Annotated in this window: 15 protein-coding genes and 1 riboswitch; of the genes, 7 read left to right on the plus strand and 8 right to left on the minus strand. The window is 45.6% G+C overall.

Annotation, left to right across the window (positions count from 1 at the left end):
- Window position 1: 1 nt before the first annotated feature.
- From ATB74_RS21935 to glyQ, 4 genes are all read right to left on the minus strand, one after another.
- Window positions 2–682 carry a response regulator gene (locus ATB74_RS21935; protein WP_060983446.1) on the minus strand — a complete coding sequence of 227 codons (681 nt, stop codon included), beginning with the start codon at window positions 680–682 and terminating at the stop codon, window positions 2–4.
- A 117-nt stretch (window positions 683–799) separates the two neighbouring features.
- Window positions 800–2,887: an alpha-amylase gene (locus ATB74_RS21940; RefSeq protein ID WP_061019740.1), complete on the minus strand. Its 2,088-nt coding sequence runs from the start codon at window positions 2,885–2,887 to the stop codon at window positions 800–802.
- Between the two features lie 214 nt (window positions 2,888–3,101).
- Complete coding sequence (glyS, locus tag ATB74_RS21945; protein WP_061019741.1) at window positions 3,102–5,168, minus strand: glycine--tRNA ligase subunit beta; 2,067 nt, start codon at window positions 5,166–5,168, stop codon at window positions 3,102–3,104.
- A gap of 2 nt (window positions 5,169–5,170) precedes the next feature.
- Window positions 5,171–6,085, minus strand: coding sequence for a glycine--tRNA ligase subunit alpha (gene glyQ, locus ATB74_RS21950; RefSeq protein WP_017632669.1), 915 nt, complete (start codon window positions 6,083–6,085; stop codon window positions 5,171–5,173).
- Between the two features lie 210 nt (window positions 6,086–6,295).
- Window positions 6,296–6,471, plus strand: a riboswitch (yybP-ykoY riboswitch).
- Window positions 6,472–6,505: 34 nt separating this feature from the next.
- Between glyQ and ATB74_RS21955 the strand changes: the two genes are divergently transcribed.
- Together ATB74_RS21955 and ATB74_RS21960 are read left to right on the plus strand one after the other, a co-directional pair.
- Window positions 6,506–7,060: a TMEM165/GDT1 family protein gene (locus ATB74_RS21955; protein ID WP_017058817.1), complete on the plus strand. Its 555-nt coding sequence runs from the start codon at window positions 6,506–6,508 to the stop codon at window positions 7,058–7,060.
- 151 nt (window positions 7,061–7,211) lie between these two features.
- Window positions 7,212–7,466 (plus strand): hypothetical protein, encoded by a 255-nt coding sequence (locus tag ATB74_RS21960; RefSeq protein WP_081090163.1) that lies wholly within the window; start codon window positions 7,212–7,214, stop codon window positions 7,464–7,466.
- An 83-nt stretch (window positions 7,467–7,549) separates the two neighbouring features.
- On the opposite strand, the gene tusA is transcribed toward ATB74_RS21960, so the two are convergent.
- Window positions 7,550–7,801, minus strand: coding sequence for a sulfurtransferase TusA (tusA, locus tag ATB74_RS21965; RefSeq protein WP_061019742.1), 252 nt, complete (start codon window positions 7,799–7,801; stop codon window positions 7,550–7,552).
- A 149-nt stretch (window positions 7,802–7,950) separates the two neighbouring features.
- Here tusA and ATB74_RS21970 point away from each other — a divergent pair, with 149 nt between their 5' ends.
- Both ATB74_RS21970 and ATB74_RS21975 read left to right on the plus strand, forming a co-directional pair.
- Window positions 7,951–8,136: a hypothetical protein gene (locus ATB74_RS21970; protein ID WP_004736674.1), complete on the plus strand. Its 186-nt coding sequence runs from the start codon at window positions 7,951–7,953 to the stop codon at window positions 8,134–8,136.
- 156 nt (window positions 8,137–8,292) lie between these two features.
- Window positions 8,293–9,234: a LysR family transcriptional regulator gene (locus ATB74_RS21975; protein ID WP_061019743.1), complete on the plus strand. Its 942-nt coding sequence runs from the start codon at window positions 8,293–8,295 to the stop codon at window positions 9,232–9,234.
- 135 nt (window positions 9,235–9,369) lie between these two features.
- Here the strand turns inward: ATB74_RS21975 and ATB74_RS21980 are convergent, their stop codons facing one another.
- From ATB74_RS21980 to fadB, 3 genes are all read right to left on the minus strand, one after another.
- Window positions 9,370–10,350: an MDR family oxidoreductase gene (locus ATB74_RS21980; RefSeq protein ID WP_061019744.1), complete on the minus strand. Its 981-nt coding sequence runs from the start codon at window positions 10,348–10,350 to the stop codon at window positions 9,370–9,372.
- A gap of 240 nt (window positions 10,351–10,590) precedes the next feature.
- Window positions 10,591–11,754: an acetyl-CoA C-acyltransferase FadA gene (fadA, locus tag ATB74_RS21985; RefSeq protein ID WP_017055496.1), complete on the minus strand. Its 1,164-nt coding sequence runs from the start codon at window positions 11,752–11,754 to the stop codon at window positions 10,591–10,593.
- Between the two features lie 26 nt (window positions 11,755–11,780).
- The gene (fadB, locus tag ATB74_RS21990) at window positions 11,781–13,952 is read right to left on the minus strand and encodes a fatty acid oxidation complex subunit alpha FadB (RefSeq protein WP_060983440.1); all 2,172 of its coding nucleotides are present in this window, start codon (window positions 13,950–13,952) and stop codon (window positions 11,781–11,783) included.
- Between the two features lie 227 nt (window positions 13,953–14,179).
- Between fadB and ATB74_RS21995 the strand changes: the two genes are divergently transcribed.
- The 3 genes from ATB74_RS21995 to hemG are packed head-to-tail and all read left to right on the plus strand — an operon-like array spanning window position 14,180 to window position 16,833.
- Window positions 14,180–14,803 carry a YigZ family protein gene (locus tag ATB74_RS21995; protein WP_060983439.1) on the plus strand — a complete coding sequence of 208 codons (624 nt, stop codon included), beginning with the start codon at window positions 14,180–14,182 and terminating at the stop codon, window positions 14,801–14,803.
- Between the two features lie 34 nt (window positions 14,804–14,837).
- Window positions 14,838–16,295: a TrkH family potassium uptake protein gene (locus ATB74_RS22000; protein WP_061019745.1), complete on the plus strand. Its 1,458-nt coding sequence runs from the start codon at window positions 14,838–14,840 to the stop codon at window positions 16,293–16,295.
- A gap of 10 nt (window positions 16,296–16,305) precedes the next feature.
- The gene (gene hemG / locus ATB74_RS22005; protein WP_017107504.1) at window positions 16,306–16,833 is read left to right on the plus strand and encodes a menaquinone-dependent protoporphyrinogen IX dehydrogenase; all 528 of its coding nucleotides are present in this window, start codon (window positions 16,306–16,308) and stop codon (window positions 16,831–16,833) included.
- Window positions 16,834–17,227: the final 394 nt, after the last annotated feature.

Genomic DNA, 17,227 nt, shown 5'->3' on the forward strand with positions numbered 1-17,227 from the left:
ATCATTTCGCTTCTATTTCGAATCGATAACCTTGTCCTCGTACTGTGCTGATCAGCTTATCTTCGGTATGTTGAGCGAGCTTTTTACGCAGTCGTGAAACGATCACTTCAATGTTATTAAGCTGAATGCCTTCTCCTTGGTCGTACAGCGAGTCCAAGATTTGTTGCTTGGAGACAATCTTCAAACTATGACGAATTAGATACTCGAAGATTTGGTATTCGAGTGCTGTGAGGTCGAGCAGCATTTCATTGTAGGTAATGCTTTTGGCTTGAGTATCAAGAGTCAGTGATTGCGCCTTGATTTGAGAGGCTGCAAATCCTTGATTTCGACGTACAAGTGCTTCAAGTCTGGCGAGCAGTTCTTCAAATTGAAATGGCTTGGTTAGGTAATCGTCGGCGCCGCAGTTGAGCCCTTCAACTTTATCCTGCCAGTCACCGCGAGCGGTTAGAATCAAAATCGGGACGTTAATCTCTTTGCGGCGTATTTGTTTGATCAGTGTAAAGCCATCGAAATCAGGCAGACCAAGGTCGATGATCATGACATCGGTATTTGGTTGTTTTTGAATGGTTTGTAGACAGGCCGATGCTGTTTTCTCTGCGTAAACGGTATGGCCAAGATCACCAAGTTGAGAAGAGAGGTGATGATTTAATATCTCATTATCTTCAACCAAAACAACCAGCATTTAATTTCCCTATATACAATAAGATTCAACTACATAGAGCTTACACTAGCTTAGGATAAAAAAAAGGAGAAGCCTAAGCTTCTCCTTGAGTTTCTGCTGTTTTATGTCACTCGGCGTTTACTTAGAACCGGTATAAACAACCAACACCTTGTCATCTTGGTATTGGCGTTCGAAGGCGTAATAACCCTTGCTGTTACGGATGATGTGCTTACCTTGCGCGACAGCTGGGTGGCGTTGGCGGAATTGGCCAAGCGCTTGCCAATGTTCTAGCAACTCTGCACGTTCGCCGGAGATTTGATCCCAAGGCATGTCTGAACGGGTGCCTTGCATTGGATCGGAACCTGTTGGGCCAAAGTCACGGGCTATTTCATCACCGTAATAGATCTGTACCGCGCCCGGAGCAAGCATCAGTGCATTCGCGGCTTTGGTCTGCTTGGCAAAGTCGCTGCCGTGCTGTGTCCAGAATAGTGAGGTGTCGTGAGACGAGAGATAACTCAACACATTGAACTCGCTGTCACTGTTGATCTTGTCTGCGTAGCGAAGGTAATCAGCATCAAGATCGGATAGACACTTCAGCGCCTTAGGGGCGATGTCGCTCTGGAATTCAAAGTTGATGATCGAATCAAAGCCGTTAGCAAAGTAATCTGATTTGACTACGCTGTGTGCCCACACTTCGCCAGTCATCCAGAAAGGTAAATCATCTAAGGCTTTGTCTGGGTTGTTCTGTTTCCACTCAGCTAGTGCTTGGTTAGTGCTCTCTTTAAGCTCTGCCCAGGCGTCCAGTTCAACGTGCTTGGCAGTATCGACCCTAAATCCATCAACACCATATTCGCGCACCCAGTCAGACAACCAAGTGATCAGATGTTCACGAGGTGTTTTGAGTTCATCAGTCGCGCTGGTGGGTTTATTGCGATAGAAGTTAGGCAGCCCGGTTGTCTCTGTCGATTCTGTTTTGAAATCGGGCAGGTGCGCCAAAGACATGGTGAGGTTGTTGTAACCTGGAGAGTCATAAGCGCCAATATCGCTGCGCAGCCAAGCTTTGCCCCACCACTTTTCCCACGCTTCTTTGTCGCTGTAAGATATGTAGTTGTTGAAGTAGTGCCAGTTCTGGCCAGCTTCTGGTTGCCAGTCCGTCCAGTTTTCGCCAAGCGTTTGTTTGGCTTCTTCATCAGTTAGGTTGAGTTTGCCAAAGTCGAACTCTTGCATGTCGGCAAGCGTCGCGTATCCCGTGTGGTTCATTACCACGTCCCAAACAACACGAATGCCTTTGCTGTGCGCGGTATCGATGAAGGTTTTCAGCTCGTCTTCGGTACCCATGTTGTCATCAAGCTTGGTCCAATCTTGGTGGTAGTAACCATGGTAGCCATAGTGTTTGAAATCACCGCGATCACCGCCGCCAACCCAGCCGTGAATTTGCTCTAACGGAGACGTTATCCAGATAGCATTAGCACCGAGTGACTCTATGTAATCGAGCTTTTCGGTTAAGCCGGCCAAGTCACCACCGTGAAAGGTGCCGATTTCGTCTTGTCCATCTTGGCTGCGACCATAGCTGTTGTCGTTGTCAGGGTTGCCATTGTGGAAACGGTCAGTCATTACGAAGTAAACCGTGGCGTTATCCCAACTAAAGTCAGCTTTGGTTTTAGGTTCTACTTTCTCAAGCAGCAGAACACCTTGGCTGTTTTCTGCAGGCTGCATGGTGACGCTGCCATTTGTTACTGTGACTTGTTTGCCTGAAAGAGCGTCTCTTACCACGGTGCCATCATCAAAGGTTTGAGTAACATCGATGGTGGTTGGCTCGTCACTAGGAACCGGACAGGCGAAGCTTTGAACTTGTTGTTGCTTCGGCTTTATCTGAACCGTGAGTTCATTGGTCTGTGGATTGAGCGTGAATTGATAAGTGTTAGCGCGAAAGACTTTAATGGCGATCTCAGATTTCTCGGCACAGTCGTCGAGGCGAAGGGGTTTATTGAACTTGATGCGACTCTCTTCGGCCAGCGCATAGTTAGTGCCACAGGTATTTTGCGTATCGCTGATAGAGAAGGTATAGCTACCTTTCGCGAGTTCCTGTTCTGCAATCACGGTGCCTTTACCGGATGATTCGAATACGACAGTGTCGTTATCAATCGTCAGCAATAGGTTGTTGTCACTGGTTTGGCTGCATGCGCTGAGTGCGAGCATTGAAAGCGCGAGTACTGTTTTTTTCATTGTTCCCTTCCCCTGAATAAACAGGTCAGTTATAGCAAACAATGCCCTCTACAGTCTGAGTGCTATTTCATTCAGTTAATCAATAATACCTCTACAAATAAATGCTTGGTTCACAAAAACAAAAAGGGAAGCTTTCGCTTCCCTTTGGGTGTTTACCGTTAATTACTCAGAGTATGACTTAGAGTATGACTTAGAGTAACTGTCTCACTCGTACTTATTTTTGCAGAAGAGAGATGTCAGCAATCTGTAGGAACAGGTTACGTAGGTTGTTTAGCAGTGTTAGACGGTTCTTTTTAAGCGCTTCGTCATCAGCCATAACCATTACGTTATCGAAGAATGCATCAACAGGCTCGCGTAGACCCGCTAGCTTGCTTAGGGCTTCTTGGTAGTTTCCTGTTGCGAATGCTGGTTCTAGCGCTTCTGTCATTACTTCAACATTTTCAGCCAGTGCTTTCTCTGCGTCTTCTTGTAGAAGCGTTAGATCGATTTCAGCTGCTAGCTCACCATCGAATTTCGCAAGGATGTTACCTACACGTTTGTTAGCTGCTGCTAGTGCTTCTGCTGCTTCCAGTTCACGGAAGTGAGAAACCGCTTTAACACGTTGGTCAAAGTCAGCTGGCTTAGTTGGACGATTCGCTAGTACGGCTTGGATGATATCAACGCTGAAACCAGCATCTTGGTACCATGCGCGGAAACGACCTAGCATGAAGTCGATAACATCAGACTCTACGTTGTCGTTGGTTAGCTTGTCGCCAAGTAGCTCTTTCGCTTTACCGATCAGATCAGTTAGGTCTAGGTTGTAGCCGTTTTCTACGATGATGCGTAGTACACCTAGTGATGCACGACGTAGTGCAAATGGATCAGAACCTTTTGGTGCTTGGCCAATACCGAAGATACCTACGATAGTGTCTAGCTTGTCTGCCATTGCAACTGCAGAAGAGATACCTGTGCTTGGTAGGTCGTCACCAGCGAAACGAGGCATGTATTGCTCGTAAAGAGCTAGTGCAACTTGCTCATCTTCACCATCGTGAGTTGCGTAGTGCATGCCCATTACACCTTGAGTATCCGTAAATTCGAATACCATAGAGGTCATTAGGTCACACTTAGCCAGTAGGCCAGCACGCTTAGACTTTTCAACGTCAGCATCGATTTGCTCAGCGATGTAGCCAGCAAGTTCTGTGATGCGGTCTGTTTTGTCTTTGATAGTACCCAATTGCTTCTGGAAGATAGCTTGGTCTAGCTCAGCAAGACGATCGATCAGCGGACGCTTACGGTCAGTGTTGAAGAAGAACTCAGCATCAGCAAGACGCGGACGTACCACTTTCTCGTTACCTTCGATAACGTGGCGAGGCTCTTTAGACTCGATGTTTGATACGAAGATGAAGTTAGGAAGTAGCTTCTTGTTTTCGTCGTAAACAGGGAAGTACTTTTGGTCACCCTTCATGGTGTAAACCAAAGCTTCAGAAGGGACTTTTAGGAACTCTTCTTCGAACTTCGCTGTAAGTACTACTGGCCATTCAACCAGAGACGTTACTTCTTCAACAAGGTCATCTTCTAGGTCAGCTGTACCGCCAACCGCAGCTGCCGCTTTTTGCGAATCAGCAAGGATGATCGCTTTACGAGCTTCGTAATCTGCCATTACTTTACCGCGCTCTTCTAGGATCGCAGGGTATTGGTCAGCAGAGTCGATTGTGAACTCTTGTTCGCCCATGAAACGGTGGCCACGGATAGTACGAGCAGATGCTACGCCTAGGATTTCGCCTTCAACAAGCTCATCACCTAGTAGTACTGTCAGTGTTTTCACTGGACGGATAAATTGAATGTCTGAGTTACCCCAGCGCATTGCTTTAGGAATTGGTAGGCCAGCCAGTGCTTTCGCAGCGATGTCCATCACCAATTCTTGAACTGGTTTGCCAGCTACTTCTTGTTTGAAAAGAAGCCACTCGCCTTTGTCTGTTTTCAGACGGTCAGCTTGCTCAACAGTAATACCGTTACCACGAGCCCAACCTTGTGCCGCTTTCGTCGCGTTGCCTTCAGCATCGAATGCCACAGAAACAGCAGGGCCACGTTTCTCAACCACTTTGTCTGCTTGGCCTTCAGCCAGTGCAGTTACTTTAAGTGCTAGACGACGAGGTGCTGCGTACCACTTGATGCCTTCGTGAGAAAGCTCTGCCGTTTTAAGGCCCGCTTCAAAGTTAGAAGCAAATGCTTCTGCTAGAGAACGAAGTGCTGTTGGTGGAAGCTCTTCCGTACCTAGTTCAATTAGAAAATTCTTCGCCATGATTATTTGTCCTTCTTACACATTGGGAAGCCAAGCGCTTCACGTGACGCGTAGTACGCCTCAGCAACTGATTTAGTCAGGTTGCGGATACGAAGGATGTAACGTTGACGCTCTGTTACAGAGATAGCTTTGCGTGCATCAAGGATGTTGAATGCGTGACCTGCTTTTAGAATGCGCTCGTAAGCTGGAAGCGGCAGTGGCTTCTCAAGTTCAAGCAGTTCTTTACACTCTTTCTCACACTGATCGAAGAAAGTGAATAGGAAATCTACGTCTGCGTGCTCGAAGTTGTACGTTGATTGCTCAACTTCGTTTTGGTGGAAGATGTCACCGTAAGTCACGTTAGAACCGTCTGGTGCTACGTTCCATACTAGGTCGTAAACAGAATCTACTTCCTGGATGTACATTGCTAGACGCTCGATACCGTAAGTGATCTCGCCAGTTACAGGCTTACACTCAAGGCCGCCAACCTGTTGGAAGTAAGTAAACTGAGTTACTTCCATGCCGTTTAGCCATACTTCCCAACCAAGGCCCCATGCGCCTAGTGTTGGGTTTTCCCAGTTATCTTCAACGAAGCGAATGTCGTGAACAAGTGGGTCAACACCAAGAACCTCTAGGGAGCCTAGGTACAACTCTTGGATATTGTCTGGCGATGGTTTTAGCGCTACTTGGAATTGGTAGTAGTGCTGCAGACGGTTAGGGTTTTCACCGTAACGGCCATCGGTCGGACGACGAGAAGGTTGAACGTAAGCTGTAGACATTGGCTCTGGGCCAAGTGCTCGTAGACATGTCATTGGGTGAGAGGTGCCTGCACCTACTTCCATATCTAGAGGTTGAACAATGGTACAACCGTTTTGAGCCCAGTAATCCTGCAGCGCGAGGATCATTCCCTGGAAGGTTTTGATATCGTATTTTTGCATAGTCAGGTTCGCGCGATTCTTTTAAATGAATGAGAAAAATAACCTCTGAGTATACCGAGATATTCGTAAAGCGAGTAGGGGTAATCTTGTTTAATTAGTGGTCTAAAATGTCGTTTAGTGGATTTTTTTGCCTTTAATGTTTGTTTTTCGGCACAAGTGGATATTTTGATAAGTTTGACACTTGTGTTTGAAAGCGTGGGTGATTAAAATCTCGCGGTCTTTGGGGAGTAGCTTACTTATTCATATCCTATTGAATGAGTTCGTTCGTCAACATAATTGATGCAAAATCATCATGGCGTTCGAGGCAACCACCACCTTGGTGGCGCTTAGCAAGACCTTAGACAAGCATCGTGAACCGGGATGGGGCGCGAGGTTTGTCTTTGGTTAAATATAATAATCTCCATCCCAAATGAGCATGTCGTGAGCGTTTTAGCAATTTCAATTACAACTGTTGCCTTAGCCGAGATCGGTGATAAGACCCAGTTGCTATCCCTTTTATTAGCCAGTCGATATCGAAAACCGATACCTATCATTGCGGCTATCTTCTTTGCCACCATTGCCAATCATGCCCTTGCTGCATGGCTAGGGGTTGTGGTCGCCGACTATCTTTCACCTGAAGTATTAAAGTGGGTGCTGGTGGTCAGTTTCATTGCGATGGCAGGTTGGATTCTGATTCCGGATAAGTTGGATGACGATGAGCAGATCTCAAACCGAGGCCCGTTTGTCGCCAGCTTTATCGCTTTCTTTATTGCTGAGATCGGTGATAAAACCCAGATTGCAACCTCCATTCTAGGGGCTCAATATGCGGATGCATTAGCGTGGGTGATTCTGGGTACTACGATCGGAATGTTGCTGGCGAATGTGCCAGTGGTGATCATCGGTAAGCTGTCTGCTGATAAGATGCCACTTGATCTGATTCGTAAGATCACAGCCCTGTTATTCGTGGGTTTAGCTATCGCAGCGGCTTTCTATTAGCAGGTAGTATTGAGTCTTATTATACTCAATCAGTAGAGTAATGTGTTGTAGGTCATACTCTTACAGTATTGTGGGATTTATCGAGCGAATGGACATATAACTGTCATACTTGTCATGATATTTTAATCTTGTGAGTTAAGAGCACGAGGACATGATTATGTTGACGCGTTATATGGGTATTACTCCACAAAGCCAAAGTTATCTATTTACCTTTGGTCTTGCACTTACACTATTAGGCATGGTGTTAACGGACATGTGGCTGCCAATGGTCGCGGGTGCCATCATCATGACTGCGCTTGCGGTTGAGGCTTGGATTCGGGTCGCGCATATTATTCCTATGCGCAAAGATATTCGAGAAATTCAGCATCAGCTAGAGCATCTGCAAAACCAGTCTAGAAGCGAATAAACAAAAAGCCGCTCGTACTCTGAGTTCTGTTTAAGAACATAAGGTACGAGCGGCTTTTTTGATACTTGATAGTCGGTGGGGCGTTACGCCTCCAATCCCTTTCTTATCAAATACTGGTAAGGCAACGTTTCTGTTGCTTGGGCTACCAACTGGTGATCCATGAATCGACAAAAGCTCGGAATATCTCGAGTTGTCGAAGGGTCGTCAGCTTTTACCAGTAACACATCGCCATCCTGCATGTTTCTAATTGTCTTCCTGACCATCATTACTGGTTCCGGGCAACGCAGGCCTTCAGCTTCTAAAGTATGGGTTGCCAGTTCAGGTTTGAATGTCATGGTTTGTATCTCTATATCTATCTAACGAGTGAATAATACGTCTGCAGAAAAAATATGCAATAAGTGCTTGGCAAACAGAATCATTTCCTATAACTTAGTTAACAAGTTGATAACAACTTGAAACAAAGGCAACTAGCTAAGGAGTGGCGATGTTGACAGGATTAGATAGATTAACAATTTATTCGGTTCTCTGTTTTATTTCTTTTTGTGCGTTAGTACTACGCTCATCGACAGAGACCTCACTGATGCCTATTTTTGGCATAGTAGCAACGATTATTGGTATTTGGGTAGAGATGCGCCGTTGGCAAGGCATAGCCGAAGAGCAAGAGCACTAACCTGAATACAGCAAGCGAATTCCGATACGACAACATTCCGACACTATCCCCAGATTTTCTTGGGCTTCCCCGCGTAATTGCGGGATTTTTTTTATCTAAAGCATGCTATAAACAACTTAGTGACTAATGACAATCGTATACAGTTAGGTAAGTGGCGTGGAATTAGAAGACATCTATCGTAGAGACCTGAATTTATTGGTCGCTTTAAAGGTATTGATTGAAGAGGGCAGCGTAAGCCAGGCTGCACTTCGTCTTAACTTAAGTCAATCAGCTACCAGTAGAGTGTTGGGGCGCTTAAGAGATCTACTTAACGATCCGCTGTTTACACGCCAAGGTCAGCATCTTATTCCCACCAAGAAAGCGCTCGAGATCAGTCAGCGTATCGATCAGCCTTTGGAGTCTTTTCGTCAATTGCTGAGTCCGAGTGACTTTGACCCTTACTATTGCAGCGAACGTTTTCTGATCGCAACCACTGACTATGCGATGCAAACCATCTTGCCCTATGCGTTGCCGAAGATTTATGAGCAAGCACCTAATATATCTTTGGAGTTTGCTCCGTTGCAGCATGAGCATTTGTTTAAACAACTCAGCACCGAACGTGTCGATATGGCGATTTGTCGCCCGAGTGGCAGCATTGCACCACTTCATCAAGAAGTCTTGGGGCCGGTTGGTGTGTCGTGTCTATTATCTAAAAACCATCCATTGGCGGATCAGCCTTTAAGCCTTGAAGACTATGTTTCACTCCCACATGCGATGATTGCGATCAGTGATGGTGTTAAGGCTTTATTAGACAACGCGTTAGCCAATCAACAGCCTCGTAAAATGGTGTTGCGTGCTTATCACCTTGAAGCCGCATTGGCAATTGTCGATAGAATGCCATTGGTGATTACTGTGCCTGCTGATTTGGCTTATTTGGTGGCAGAGCGTTATGACTTGGTTGTTAAGCCATTACCATTTGAATTTATGCCGTTTGATTACTCACTGATCTGGCACTCGCGTTGCGATTCTTCAGCCTCGCAACAATGGCTGAGAAGAGTGGTAAAGGAAGAGTGTGGTGAGTTGATTCAAAAACGGATTGCGGATGTCGGCTTGGGTTAACTAGGACTAAGTCTGGGTTCACTTGACCCGAATGACAAAAACGCAAAAGGGCTGATAAAAATCAGCCCTTTGTTGTTTTGGGTCATCCAAGCCTAAAGCTGTTGCTTAAGGTTTGATAACGTTATGTTTGAGAATCTATAGTTTAATGACTACGCGACCAGTGATTTGACCGTTAGTGATGTCTTCTGCTGCTTGAATTGCACCGTCTAAAGACACTTCTTTAGTTGCTTGAGCGTAGAAAGATTCTGGTAGTAGCTCAGCCAGTTGTTCCCACGCTTTAATACGTTTTTCACGAGGGCACATTACAGAGTCAACACCTTGTAGGCGAACGTTACGCAGAATGAATGGCATTACCGTTGTTGGTAAGTCAAAACCGCCTGCTAGACCACACATCGCAACCGCACCGTTGTAATCAACTTGCGCCAGTACTTTAGCAAGTACTTTGCTGCCTACCGTATCGATAGCGCCAGCCCACAGTTGTTTCTCTAGTGGCTTAGCTGGTTCTTCTAGTTCAGCACGCTCTACAATGCGTGTCGCGCCTAGTGATTTAAGTAGTTCACCGTTTGCAGAAGCACGACCAGTAACCGCTGCTACTTTATAACCCAGTTGGTTTAGTAGAGTGATAGACACACTGCCTACACCGCCACTTGCACCCGTTACTAGGATTTCACCGTCTTCTGGCTTGATGCCTGCATCTACGATAGCTTGCACACAAAGCATTGCTGTGAAGCCAGCTGTACCGATTGCCATTACTTTCTTAGCGTTTAGACCTGCAGGCATTGGCACTAACCAATCACCGTTTAGGCTTGCTTTTTCAGCCATGCCACCCCAGTGACCTTCACCAACACCCCAACCCGTTAGAACCACTTCGTCGCCTGCTTTGTAGCGTGGGTCATCAGATTGTGAAACCACACCTGAAAGGTCGATACCAGGAACCATAGGGAAGTTACGAACAATGCGCCCTTTACCAGTAATCGCCAAGCCATCTTTGTAGTTCAAAGAAGAGTAGCTAACATCAATCTTCACGTTACCTTCTGGTAATTGAGACTCTTCAATTTGAGAAACTGACGCGATAGTTTTTTTGTCTTCTTGGTTTAGTACAAGTGCTTTAAACATGATCTGCTCCGTGGAGGAATATTAGGAAACTGAAGTAACTTTAGTTGAATCATCCGAGAAAAAATAATGAAACATCAACATTGAATCTATGCGTTTTGTGCATAGATGTCAGTGGTGGCTCTTTCCTTTTTAAGTTCGTTGAACGAATCGATGGATAGTTGAACGTCGAGCAATAAAAAGTGCAGCTATATAAATATAGCTGCACAACAGATTACCCTTCAGTATTACAGTCAGTAAACGCTATGGGCGTTCAAATACCGTTGCAATACCTTGGCCTAAACCAATACACATGGTCGCTAAGCCGTATTTCACGTCTTGTGCTTCCATCAGGTTGATTAGAGTCGTCGAGATACGAGAACCAGAACATCCTAGTGGGTGACCAAGAGCAATCGCACCGCCGTTAAGGTTTACTTTCTCATCAACCACATCCAGTAGACCTAGGTCTTTCGCACATGGAAGAGATTGAGCAGCAAACGCTTCGTTTAACTCAATCACACCCATGTCTTCAATGGTTAGTCCTGCACGTTTAAGTGCTTTTTGGGTTGCTGGTACTGGGCCGTACCCCATGATTGAAGGATCGCAACCTGCGATAGCCATCGACTTCACGCGAGCTCGAATCTTAAGGCCAAGAGCGTTGGCTTTATCTTCACTCATGATAAGCATTGCAGAAGCGCCATCAGACAATGCTGATGAAGTACCTGCTGTTACCGTACCGTTTGCTGGGTCGAATACCGGGCGAAGCTGAGATAGGCCTTCAACTGTGGTTTCAGGACGAATTACTTCGTCGTAATCTAGGGTAAATAAAGAGCCGTCTGCAGCGTGAGCTTCTGTTGGCAGGATTTCATTTTTGAAACGACCCTCAACCGTCGCTGCTTGAGCTCGAGCATGTGAGCGTGCTGCGAATGCATCTTGGTCTTCACGGCTAATACCGTGCATTTTACCTAGCATCTCAGCCGTTAGGCCCATCATGCCCGCAGCTTTCGCTACGTGTTTAGACATGCCTGGGTGAAAATCAACACCATGGTTCATTGGTACGTGACCCATGTGCTCCACGCCACCGATCAGGCAGATTTCAGCATCACCAACCATGATAGAACGGGTTGCATCATGCAGAGCTTGCATAGATGAGCCACATAAACGGTTAACCGTCACTGCACCAATCTCAATCGGTAGACCAGCAAGCAAAGCAGCGTTACGTGCAACATTGAAGCCTTGCTCTAGTGTTTGCTGTACACAACCCCAGTAAATGTCTTCAATTTCGACAGGGTTTACTTCTGGGTTGCGCTCTAAAATGCCTTTCATCAAATGTGCAGAAAGATCTTCAGCACGTGTGTGACGGAAAGCTCCACCTTTGGAACGTCCCATTGGGGTGCGAAGGCAATCAACAACAACTACATTATTCATTTTGCTATTCCTTTTCCAAATGTGGGTTACAGAGAACTGGCTTGTTGGCTGTCGTAAAAGCTTTCGCCCTTCGCTGCCATATCAAGCAATAGCTGAGGAACTTGGTACATTGCACCTAAGTCTTGGTAGCCTTTCGCCATTTCAACGAAGTTACCAATGCCCACACTGTCTAAGTAGCGGAATACGCCGCCTCTGAATGGAGGGAAGCCTAAACCGTAAACCAGTGCCATATCCGCTTCTTGCGGTGTCGCGATGATGCCTTCTTCTAAACAAAGCACCACTTCGTTGATCATTGGAATCATCACACGTTGGATAATTGTCTGGTCATCAAAGTCTTGCGGCTGTTGGCATACGTCAGCCAAGATAGGAAGAATGTCTTCAGAGAAGGTCTTCTTCGGACGACCGCGTTTGTCTACGCTGTATGTGTAGAAACCGCTGCCGTTCTTCTGACCGTATTTTTCAGCGACGTAAAGTGCGTCAATCGCATCACGACCTTCTTTACCCATACGCTCTGGGAAACCTTGCGCCATCACAGCTTGTGCGTGGTGTGCTGTATCTAGACCCACAACGTCTAGCAAGTATGCTGGGCCCATTGGCCAACCGAACTTACGTTCCATCACTTTATCGATCTTGGTGAAGTCAGCGCCGTCACGTAGCAACATGCTGAAACCGCCAAAGTAAGGGAAAAGTACCCGGTTTACGAAGAAGCCCGGGCAGTCATTAACAACGATAGGGGATTTGCCCATCTTCGCTGCGTAAGCGACTACGCGATTAATGGTTTCTTCTGAAGTATGCTCGCCACGGATGATCTCAACCAAAGGCATGCGATGCACTGGGTTAAAGAAGTGCATGCCACAGAAGTTTTCTGGGCGCTTCAAAGATTTCGCTAGCAGGTTGATCGGAATCGTTGAGGTGTTTGATGTAAGAACTGTGTCTTCACCAACCAAACTTTCCACTTCGCTTAATACTGCTGCTTTTACCTTAGGGTTTTCTACAACGGCTTCCACAATCACATCTGATTGTTCAACACCTGCGTAATGTAGACTTGGAGTAATAGAAGACAGAATGCCTGCCATTTTGAATCCATCTAGGCGACCGCGTGATAAGCGTTTATTCAACAGCTTAGAAGCTTCGTTCATACCAAGATCTAGAGACGCCTGTGCGATGTCTTTCATCATCACTGGCACGCCCTTCAATGCTGACTGGTAAGCAATACCGCCGCCCATGATGCCAGCACCAAGTACTGCAGCACGTTCAGTCGCTTTATTCGCAGATTTACCAGCCTGTTTTGCTAAGCCTTTAATGTATTGGTCATTCAAGAACAGGCCAACCAGTGCTTTCGCTTCTTCAGATTTTGCTAGCTTAACGAAGTGTTTACGTTCGATGTCGAGTGCTGCATCGCGATCGCTACGCGCTGCTTCTTCAATAGCAATCACCGAAGTAATCGGAGCTGGGTAGTGAGGCCCTGCTTTTTGAGCGACTAAGCCTTTCGCCATGGTAAAGCTCATCATCGCTTCTAGTTTGCTTAGCGATAATGCTGATGTTTTTTGTTTGCGGCGTAGCTGCCAATCGAGTTTCTCATTGGCTGCCAAAGAAACAGTATTAATCGCTGATTCTAGTAGTTGGTCTGTTTCAACAATCGCATCTAACAAGCCAACTTTAAGCGCTTCATCTGCACGACATGCTTTGCCTTGCGTGATAATTTCCATTGCGCTGTCAGCACCGATAACGCGAGGTAGGCGCACACAACCACCAAAACCAGGCATGATGCCGAGTTTGGTTTCAGGTAGGCCAATGCTGGTGGTCTTGTCACCGATACGGAAATCAGTAGCGAGTACACATTCACAGCCGCCGCCAAGGGCATGGCCACGCATCATTGAAAGAGTTGGGACAGGAAGGTCTTCGAGCTTGCTGAAGATTGAATTAGCGAATCTTAACCATTCATCAAGTTCTGCTTCTGGCTTAGCAAATAGGCCAAGAAATTCAGTGATGTCTGCGCCTACAATGAACGCGTCTTTGTTTGAAGTTAAGATTAAACCACGCAATCCTGCGTGAGCATTAAGTGCATCTAACGCTTTATCTAGTGATTCTAAAGTAGCAAGGTCGAGTTTGTTTACAGAGGCTGGTGCACAGAAGCTTAATTCCGCAATACCATCTTGTAATTCCTTTACCTGTAGGGTGTTAGCTTGGTAAATCATTGTCTATCTCCATGACATACAATCCACGATTGTTTGAGAGAATCTTGTTATCTTTCTATTATTGTAGAATACCTGGTAAGACCAGTTATCTTAGTCTGTACCTGTGGTTGATTAATTTCAATACATTTTTTAAACAATTGTTTAACATTGTGCGATAGCACAGATCCTCTAACCCTTATTATTCACGCGTGATACACTTCTCCGCTCTTATTTACTAAGTTAACGATATGAATGAACAGCCCTATTTAATACCGTCAGCGTCAGCTCTGTTTGAAGAAGAGATAAAAAAGAGCGTCTTTATTACGCACCTTGCTCATACACCAAGTATAGAAACTGCTAAACAATTCGTAGAGCAGGTAAAAAAAGAGCACTCTTCAGCACGACATAACTGTTGGGGGTTTGTGGCTGGGCGACCTGAAGACTCAATGCGATGGGGCTTTAGTGACGATGGTGAACCCTCTGGGACTGCTGGTAAGCCCATCTTGGCACAACTGTCTGGATCTGGTGTTGGCGAGTTAACGGCAGTGGTCACTCGTTATTCTGGTGGAATCAAGCTTGGTACCGGTGGTCTGGTTAAGGCTTATGGTGGTGGAGTGCAACAAGCTCTCAAGCTGCTTCAAACTATCGAGAAAAAAATAACCACAAAATTACGGCTAGAGTTAGACTATGGTTTTGTGCCAATCGCACAATCCATCATGGCTCAGCATCAGGCTGTTGAAGTCCAAGCGGATTATGGTGTTCAAGTTGAGCTTATTATTGAAATAGAGCTCCTTCAGGTAGATTCGTTTACCCAAACCATGATCAATAAAAGCGGTGCCAAGGCACTGGTAACGAAAGTCAAAGACAACTAGGAAGTGTGAAGCATTTCGCTTCGTTCAATAGCTCATGCAATTTCGCTCAATTATTCGAATCGTCGGATTATTATTAGCACTTTTTAGTGTATCAATGCTTGCTCCTGCGCTCGTCGCACTGATCTATAGAGATGGTGCGGGTGTGCCATTTGTGACGACTTTCTTCGTTCTGTTATTTTGTGGGGCAACCTGCTGGTTTCCAAACCGACGCTATAAGCATGAATTGAAAGCGCGTGATGGCTTTTTGATTGTAGTTCTGTTTTGGACGGTAATCGGTAGTGCGGGCGCGCTGCCGTTTCTGATCGCCGATAACCCAAATGTTTCAGTTACTGATGCCTTTTTCGAATCCTTTTCTGCATTAACTACTACAGGTGCGACCGTTATTGTCGGCCTTGATGAACTACCTAAGGCGATTCTGTTTTACCGTCAGTTCCTGCAATGGTTTGGTGGTATGGGTATCATCGTATTGGCAGTAGCCATCCTTCCTGTTCTTGGTATCGGTGGTATGCAGCTGTACCGTGCCGAAATACCTGGTCCTGTTAAAGACAGTAAGATGACCCCGCGTATCGCTGAAACGGCAAAAGCGCTGTGGTACATCTATCTGAGCTTAACCATTGCTTGTGCAGTAGCTTTTTGGCTTGCAGGGATGAGCTTCTTTGATGCCATCAGTCATAGCTTCTCAACTATTGCGATTGGTGGGTTCTCGACTCACGATGCGAGCATGGGCTATTTTAACAGCCCGGCGATCAACATGATTACGGTTGTGTTTCTTCTTATCTCTGCTTGTAACTATTCACTTCACTTTGCTGCGTTTGCTTCTGGTGGTGTGCATCCTAAGTATTACTGGAAAGATCCTGAATTCCGCGCCTTTATCTTTATTCAAGCGGTCTTGTTCTTAGTTTGTTTCTTATTACTGCTTAATCATCACTCCTATGACTCGTATTACGATGCTTTTGATCAAGCCTTGTTCCAAACGGTATCTATATCAACGACAGCAGGCTTCACCACTACTGGTTTCTCCGAGTGGCCATTGTTCTTACCCGTACTGCTTTTGTTCTCTTCTTTTATAGGGGGATGTGCAGGTTCTACGGGCGGTGGTATGAAAGTCATTCGAATCTTACTGCTCACCCTGCAAGGTGCTCGTGAAATGAAGCGTCTTGTTCACCCTCGCGCTGTCTATACCATCAAGGTTGGCGGCTCAGCGTTACCACAGCGTGTCGTGGATGCGGTGTGGGGTTTCTTTTCTGCATACGCCTTGGTTTTTGTGGTTTGTATGCTGGCTCTGATTGCAACCGGTATGGATGAGCTAAGTGCTTTCTCTGCCGTAGCGGCAACATTGAATAATCTTGGCCCGGGCTTAGGTGAAGTGGCAATGCACTTCGGCGATGTGAATGACAAGGCTAAGTGGGTGTTGATCGTATCTATGCTGTTTGGTCGTTTAGAGATATTCACCTTATTAATTTTATTGACCCCTACGTTTTGGCGTAGCTAAGGACAACATTTTGGCAAAAGCTCTATTTTTGTATTCAAGCCGTGAAGGGCAGACCAAGAAAATCTTGAACTATATAAAAGAAGAAATGAATGAGTTCGAATGTGAGCTTCAAGATCTGCACACCATTGGTAATGTCGACTTTGCTCAATACGACAGAGTGTTGATTGGCGCATCTATTCGCTATGGGCATCTCAATAAGAAGCTATATCAGTTCATTGATGCCAACCTTGCTCAGCTGCAATCAAATAAGGTTGCCTTCTTTTGCGTTAACTTAACGGCGCGTAAAGAAGACCAAGGAAAAGATACCCCTGAAGGTAGCGCCTATATTAAGAAGTTTCTTCTAAAGTCCCCATGGCAGCCGACTCTAATCGGTGTGTTTGCTGGCGCACTCTATTACCCACGTTATAACTGGTTCGATAAAACCATGATTCGCTTCATTATGAATATGACAGGTGGTGAAACGGATACAACCAAGGAAGTCGAATACACAAACTGGGAAAAAGTCTCTTTATTCTCTAAGAAACTACAAGAGATGTAAGAAAAAAGCCTACTTTTGAGGCGTTTTGTGTTCTTTTTAATCGAACGAATAAAAAAGTAAGAAAAACTTCAAAAAGGGCTTGCCAGTGTGATCGAAATCTCTATAATGCCACCTCGCTGACACGGGATGGCTTCTTAGGAAACCAAAACGAATCAGTAGGTCAAATTAGCCAAGCTAAGCGCTTGAAAAAAGTTTTGAAAATAGTGGTTGACACTAAAACTTAAATCGCTAAAATGGCCGTCCGATTTGAGCGAAGCTCAAAAAGGAAAAGCTCTTTAACAATTTAAACCTATCAATCTGTGTGGGCACTCGTTGATGAATATCAAAACGTTATTACTTAGGTAGTAACAGTTACTTCGGTAACAAAATGATTTCAATGAACTGAGTGACCAAT

This window comes from Vibrio splendidus, from assembly GCF_001557875.1.
Lineage (GTDB): Bacteria > Pseudomonadota > Gammaproteobacteria > Enterobacterales > Vibrionaceae > Vibrio > Vibrio splendidus_F.

Coding starts and splice junctions, on each gene's coding strand:
- ATB74_RS21935 (WP_060983446.1), bottom strand. CDS start 682: ATGCTGGTTGTTTTGGTTGAAGATAATGAGATATTAAATCATCACCTC.
- ATB74_RS21940 (WP_061019740.1), bottom strand. CDS start 2,887: ATGAAAAAAACAGTACTCGCGCTTTCAATGCTCGCACTCAGCGCATGC.
- glyS (WP_061019741.1), bottom strand. CDS start 5,168: ATGGCGAAGAATTTTCTAATTGAACTAGGTACGGAAGAGCTTCCACCA.
- glyQ (WP_017632669.1), bottom strand. CDS start 6,085: ATGCAAAAATACGATATCAAAACCTTCCAGGGAATGATCCTCGCGCTG.
- ATB74_RS21960 (WP_081090163.1), top strand. CDS start 7,212: ATGATTATGTTGACGCGTTATATGGGTATTACTCCACAAAGCCAAAGT.
- tusA (WP_061019742.1), bottom strand. CDS start 7,801: ATGACATTCAAACCTGAACTGGCAACCCATACTTTAGAAGCTGAAGGC.
- ATB74_RS21970 (WP_004736674.1), top strand. CDS start 7,951: ATGTTGACAGGATTAGATAGATTAACAATTTATTCGGTTCTCTGTTTT.
- ATB74_RS21980 (WP_061019744.1), bottom strand. CDS start 10,350: ATGTTTAAAGCACTTGTACTAAACCAAGAAGACAAAAAAACTATCGCG.
- fadA (WP_017055496.1), bottom strand. CDS start 11,754: ATGAATAATGTAGTTGTTGTTGATTGCCTTCGCACCCCAATGGGACGT.
- fadB (WP_060983440.1), bottom strand. CDS start 13,952: ATGATTTACCAAGCTAACACCCTACAGGTAAAGGAATTACAAGATGGT.
- ATB74_RS21995 (WP_060983439.1), top strand. CDS start 14,180: ATGAATGAACAGCCCTATTTAATACCGTCAGCGTCAGCTCTGTTTGAA.
- ATB74_RS22000 (WP_061019745.1), top strand. CDS start 14,838: ATGCAATTTCGCTCAATTATTCGAATCGTCGGATTATTATTAGCACTT.